The organism is Burkholderia sp. Ac-20344 (genome assembly GCF_017104975.1).
Taxonomy (GTDB): Bacteria; Pseudomonadota; Gammaproteobacteria; order Burkholderiales; family Burkholderiaceae; genus Burkholderia.
In genome coordinates this window covers 1-5,482 of the sequence record NZ_JAAGPP010000272.1, presented here as the reverse complement: position 1 = coordinate 5,482, position 5,482 = coordinate 1, and the positions used below count along the sequence as shown (strand labels likewise).

Sequence of the window (5,482 nt, the reverse complement as noted above, 5' to 3'; positions counted from 1 at the left end):
ACGACGCCGATCGCGGCGACGCTGGCGGCCGCAAGCGCGAACATCGCGCGCCAGCCGGCCGTCTCGGCGACGAACCCGGCCACGACCCGCGACAGCAGGATGCCGAGCAGCAGCCCCGTCATCACCGTGCCGACGATGCGGCCGCGATGCGCGTCGTGTGCGAGCGTCGCGGCGGCCGGCACGACGTCCTGGGCCATCGTCGCGGCGAGGCCGATCGCGAAGCTCGCCGCGAGCAGCAGCCCGAGCTACGGCGCGACTGCGGCAAGCAGCAGCGCGACGACCAGCGTGGCGGCCTTGGTGACGATCACGCGGCGGCGGTCGAAGCGGTCGCCGAGCGGGGCGAGCAGCAGGATGCCGAGCGCATAGCCGAGCTGCGTGAGCGTCGGCACGAAGCCGATCGCGCGTGCCGACGCGCCGAGATCGGGCCCGAGCGCGCCGAGCATCGGCTGCGCGTAGTAGAGCGGGGCGACGCCGAGGCCGGCGGCGGCCGCGAGCAGCAGCACGAGCCGGCGATCGGGCATCGAATGCGCGGCCGGGTGGGCCGGGGCGTGTGCCGCGAGGGGCGCGGCATCGAGACGGGACGGAGTGGACATCGCGTACATCCTGGGTGAGATAAAGGGATGGACGCGAGTGTGGCGGCACGCGGCCGGCCACGGTAGTGCCGCCCTGCGCAGATTTGTTATACGCTCCACGAATGACCGAAAAATCTCCCTTCTCTCCCGCTGCTGGCGGGTCTCCGCGCGTTCAGGCGGTGCCGGTGGACGGTGCCGGCTATCGTTTCGAGCTGATGGAAACCTTCGTGCGCATAGTCGAGGCCGGCAGCCTGTCGGCCGCTGCCGCGCAACTGCATACGACGCAGCCGACGATCAGCCGGCGGCTGCAGGCGCTCGAACGCTCGCTCGGCATGCGGCTGCTGCAACGGACGACGCACACGATGCGGCTGACCGTCGACGGCGAGCGCTGCTTCAAGCGTGCGAAGGAGTTGCTGGCGAACTGGGCGGCGTTCGAGGCCGATCTGCGCGGAGCACAGGAGGAGCCCGACGGGCTGCTGCGGGTCGCGGTGCCGCACGCGTTCGGCCAGGAGCGTTTCGTCGAGCCGCTCGCGCGGTTCCTGCGCGACTATCCGCGCGTGTCGGTCGAGTGGCTGCTGCAGGACGAGGTGCGGGATTTCGTCGGCAGCGGCATCGATTGCGCGATCCAGGTGGGCGAGCCGACCGATCCGGCCGTCGTCGCGATCCGGCTTTCGAAGGTGCCGCGCTTCGTGGTTGCCGCGCCGTCCGTGCTGAACGGCGCCGACGTGCCGGCCGATCCCGACGCGCTGGCCGCATTGCCGTGGCTCGCGCTGCGCACGTACTACCGCACCGAGCTCGCGCTCACCCATTCGGTCACGGGCGAGACGCGGCGCATTGCGATCCGCCCGCGCATCACGACCGCGAACCTCTACGCGCTGCGCAGTGCGGCGCTGCTGGGGGTGGGGGCGTGCGTCGGCTCGTCATGGATGCTGGCCGACCACCTCGCGCGCGGCGAGCTCGTCCACCTCGCGCCCGAGTGGCAGGCCGCGCCGCTGCCCGTCTACCTGACCTACCCGCATGCGCAGTTCTATCCGTCGCGGCTCGTGCGGTTCGCCGCGATGATGCGCGAGGCGGTGCCGGGGCTCGTCGAAGGGCGCGACGGCTGAGATCTGACGCGGGATGCCCCGCAAGCGCCGGGTGGCGGCTGCACCGTCAGCCGCGCCGGATCCCTTCGGGCAGCGCGCTGATGCGGCGCACCTCGGGCGAATCGAGCCACGCGCGCGACGTCGCGCAGTCGGCGAACATGTCGGTCGCATCCTCGCCCCAGAACAGGTCGCCATCGAGTTCGAAGGTCGGCACGCCGAATACGCCATGCGCGATCGCGGCATCGGTGTTCGCGCGCAGCGCGTCCTTCACCGGCTGGGCTTCGACGGCCGTCACGCCTTCCGGAAAGCCGACGGCTTCGCACAGTGCGGCGAAGCCTTCCGGCGTCGACACGTCCTGGCCGTCGCGCCAGATATGCCGGAAGATCCGCCGGATCGCGTCGGGTGAATTGCCCATCGCGATCGCGAGGCGCAGCGGCCTGATCGGGTTGAACGGGTGCGCGGGCGGCATCCGGAACGGAATGGCGAGCTTGTCCGCGCGATATTGCGCGTGGCGATAGGTGAAGATGCGTTTCGCCGCGATTTCGGCCGGCGCTTTCTGGCCCCAGTGCGAGAGCAGTGCGCCGAGCACGATGGGCCGCGGCTCGAACGCGGCGGCGGCCGGCAACCGGTCGAATTGTTCCTGCTGCAGGTAGGCGAACGGCGAAACGAAGTCGAAATACCAGGTGGCGGTGCGCGCGGCGTTCATGGTGGCTGCCCTCAAGCGTGTCCGGTTGGCGGTGGCACGCGCGGCCCGCCCGCAGGCGGCGCGCGATGCATGCATCGGCGGCCAGTGTCGCACGCGGCCGCCTTTTGCGCTGTTGCGTAGCCGGGCGCGCGCAGCCGCCTATGGCCGACGCTTACGACCGCTTATGACGCTGCGTCGCCGTGGTCCGCCGCCGACGCGAGCCGCGCGAGGCTGTCGCGCACGGCCGCCGCGTCGTAGCGTGCGCCTGCTCCGCCGAGCGCCACGGTTGCCTTCTGCGCGAGCGGCAGCAGCATCGCGAGCGCCGCCGCCATCGCAGGCGCGGCGGCGAGCCGCGATTTCGGGCCCGATACGGTCAGTGCGCCGACACACTCGCCGGCCGCGCCGAACACGGGCGCGGACGCCGACGCTGTCTCCGGGTCGCGCTCGCCGTACGACGCGGCCCAGAGCTGTTCGCGCACGTCTTGCCATTGCGCATCCTGCGTGTCGGTGAACGCCAGCAGCACCTTCCCGGACGCGCCCTGGCGAACCGGAAACTCCTCGCCGACACGAATCGACACGCGCACCGCGCGGGCGGGCTCGACCCGGTACAGCACCGAGCGCATGTCGCCCTGGCGCACGTAGAACGACGCCGTTTCGCCGAGTTCGCGGCTCAGCGCCTCGAGCAGCGGCTCGATCACCGGGCCGACCCGGAACGAACGCTGGTACAGCGCGGCGAGCCGCTGCGGCTCGTGCCCGATCGCGTACTGGCCGTCGTCGAGCTTGCGCATGAAGCCGCCATGTTCGAGCGCCGCGAGCAGGCGCAGGATCGTGCTCTTGTACAGCCCGGTGCGGCGCGACAGCTCCGCGAGCGACAGCCGGTCGTCGGTCTGCCCGAACGCACGGAGGATCGCGAACGCGCGATCGAGAACGGCGACGCCGCTGGACGCTTCTTCGGCCGGCGAAACGGGCCCGTCGCCGGTGTGATCGGTATGAGTCGTAGGCACTGCCTGCTTCCTTCGGATGATGGTCGATCGACTATATCGTTCTGTCTGATAGAACGCAAGTTCCAGAAAATCGCAATTTCACGGGTATACCCCGCTTACAGCCCATTCAGCGCACGCTTAGAGTTCCATCAAACAGAACGATGTTCTTTCAGATAGAACTATGGAGTGTCAAATGAGCGTTTCCGAATATCCGAAGGTGCTGGTCAGCGAGGTCGGGCCGCGCGACGGCCTGCAGAGCATCCAGGCCGTGATGCCGACGGCCGGCAAGCTGCACTGGATCACGGCGCTGGCCGCGGCCGGCTTGCGCGAGATCGAGGTCGGGTCGTTCGTGCCGGCCAGGCTGCTGCCGCAGATGGCCGATGTGCGCGAAGTCGTCGCGCACGCGCTGGCGATTCCCGGGCTGCATGTCGCCGCGCTCGCGCCGAACCTGCGCGGCGCCGAGGGCGCATTCGAAGCCGGCGTGCACAAGCTGACGCTGCCGGTATCGGTGACGGAAGCGCATTCGCTGGCGAACATCCGCAAGACGCCCGCGCAGATGATCGACGAGGTGCGCGCGATCGTCGCGCTGCGCGACGCGCGGTTTCCGTCGGTGCAGATCGAGGCGGGCGTGTCGGTCGCGTTCGGCTGCACGATCGCCGGCGCCGTCAGCGACGACGAGACGATCGCGATGGCCGTGGCGATGGCCGAATGCGGCGTCGACGAGATCGGGCTGTCCGACACGAGCGGCTATGCGAACCCGGCGCAGGTGCGCCGGCTGTTCCTGCGCCTGCAGCGTGAAGTCGGCGACAAGGCCGGCGGCGCGCATTTCCACAACACGCGCGGGCAGGGGCTCGCGAACGTCGTCGCGGCGCTCGACGCGGGCGTGACGACGATCGACGCGAGCCAGGGCGGCCTCGGCGGTTGCCCGTACGCGCCGGGCGCGACCGGCAACATCGTCACCGAGGATCTCGTGTTCCTGCTCGAAGCGATGGGATTCGACACGGGTATCGACGTCGACGCGCTGCTGGCCGCGCGCGCTATCCTGCACGCGGCCCTGCCGGCCGAGGCGCTGTACGGCCATGTGCCGGACGCCGGGCTGCCGAAGGGTTTCCGCTACGCGGACGGCCGTTCTCCCGCCGTGCTGCAACCGGAAGGATGCCTGACGGGAGTCGCGCAATGAACGACCATCAACCGGCTTCGACGCTGCCGTACGCAGGCGTGCGCGTGATCGAGATGACGCACATGGTGATGGGCCCGACCTGCGGGATGCTGCTCGCGGATCTCGGTGCGGAGGTCATCAAGATCGAACCGATCGCGGGCGACAGCACGCGCGTGCTGCGCGGTTCGGGCGCGGGTTTCTTCGGGATGTTCAACCGCAACAAGAAGAGCCTCGCGGTCGACGTGAAGGATCCGCGCGGGCTGGAGATCGTGCTGCGGCTCGTCGCGACGGCGGACGTCTTCAGCGAGAACTTCAAGAGCGGCACGATGGAGCGGCTCGGCCTCGGCTATCCGGCGCTGTACTCGCTGAATCCGCGCCTCGTGTACGTGTCGCACAAGGGCTTCCTGCCGGGGCCGTACGAGCATCGCACCGCGCTCGACGAGGTGGTGCAGATGATGGGCGGCCTCGCGTACATGACGGGCCCGGAGGGGCGGCCGCTGCGCGCGGGCGCGAGCGTGAACGACATCATGGGCGGCATGTTCGGCGCGATCGGTGCGATGGCCGCGCTCGCGCAGCGCGAGCGCACCGGCCGCGGCCAGCAGGTGCAGAGTTCGCTGTTCGAGAACAACGTGTTCCTCGTCGCGCAGCACATGATGCAGTTCGCGGTGACGGGGCAGGCCGCGTCGCCGATGCCGAGCCGGATTTCCGCGTGGGCCGTCTACGACGTGTTTGCCGTCAAGGACGGCGAACAGATCTTTCTCGCGGTCGTGTCGGACACGCAGTGGGCGCTGTTCTGCGACGCGTTCGGCCTGGCCGCGCTGAAGGACGATCCGCGCCTCGCGACCAACAACCTGCGCGTGCAGGCGCGCGACTGGCTGCTGCCCGAGTTGCGGGCGCGGCTCGCGCCGCATTCGGCCGCGGAGATCGGCGCGATCTTCGAATCGAACGGCCTGCCGTACGCGCCGATCACGAAACCGCATGACCTGTTCGACGATCGA

At 69.9% G+C, this 5,482-nt stretch carries 5 protein-coding genes and 1 pseudogene; 3 read left to right on the top strand and 3 right to left on the bottom strand.

Annotated features, from left to right (window positions below):
• Positions 1–593, bottom strand: a pseudogene (locus G3N64_RS37955) (MFS transporter); the annotation flags it as partial.
• Positions 594–694: 101 nt separating this feature from the next.
• Between G3N64_RS37955 and G3N64_RS37950 the strand changes: the two are divergent.
• Positions 695–1,678, top strand: coding sequence for a LysR family transcriptional regulator (locus tag G3N64_RS37950; protein ID WP_205788720.1), 984 nt, complete (start codon positions 695–697; stop codon positions 1,676–1,678).
• Between the two features lie 46 nt (positions 1,679–1,724).
• Here the strand turns inward: G3N64_RS37950 and G3N64_RS37945 are convergent, their stop codons facing one another.
• Together G3N64_RS37945 and G3N64_RS37940 are read right to left on the bottom strand one after the other, a co-directional pair.
• Positions 1,725–2,363 (bottom strand): 2-hydroxychromene-2-carboxylate isomerase, encoded by a 639-nt coding sequence (locus G3N64_RS37945; RefSeq protein WP_205788719.1) that lies wholly within the window; start codon positions 2,361–2,363, stop codon positions 1,725–1,727.
• 161 nt (positions 2,364–2,524) lie between these two features.
• A complete protein-coding gene (locus G3N64_RS37940; RefSeq protein WP_205788718.1) occupies positions 2,525–3,346 on the bottom strand; it encodes an IclR family transcriptional regulator in 822 nt (273 codons plus the stop codon).
• 172 nt (positions 3,347–3,518) lie between these two features.
• Between G3N64_RS37940 and G3N64_RS37935 the strand changes: the two genes are divergently transcribed.
• Together G3N64_RS37935 and G3N64_RS37930 are read left to right on the top strand one after the other, a co-directional pair.
• A complete protein-coding gene (locus G3N64_RS37935; RefSeq protein ID WP_205788717.1) occupies positions 3,519–4,505 on the top strand; it encodes a hydroxymethylglutaryl-CoA lyase in 987 nt (328 codons plus the stop codon).
• Positions 4,502–5,482: CaiB/BaiF CoA-transferase family protein (locus G3N64_RS37930; protein WP_205788716.1), on the top strand; the 981-nt coding region annotated here is incomplete at its 3' end. The genes G3N64_RS37935 and G3N64_RS37930, both read left to right, overlap by 4 nt.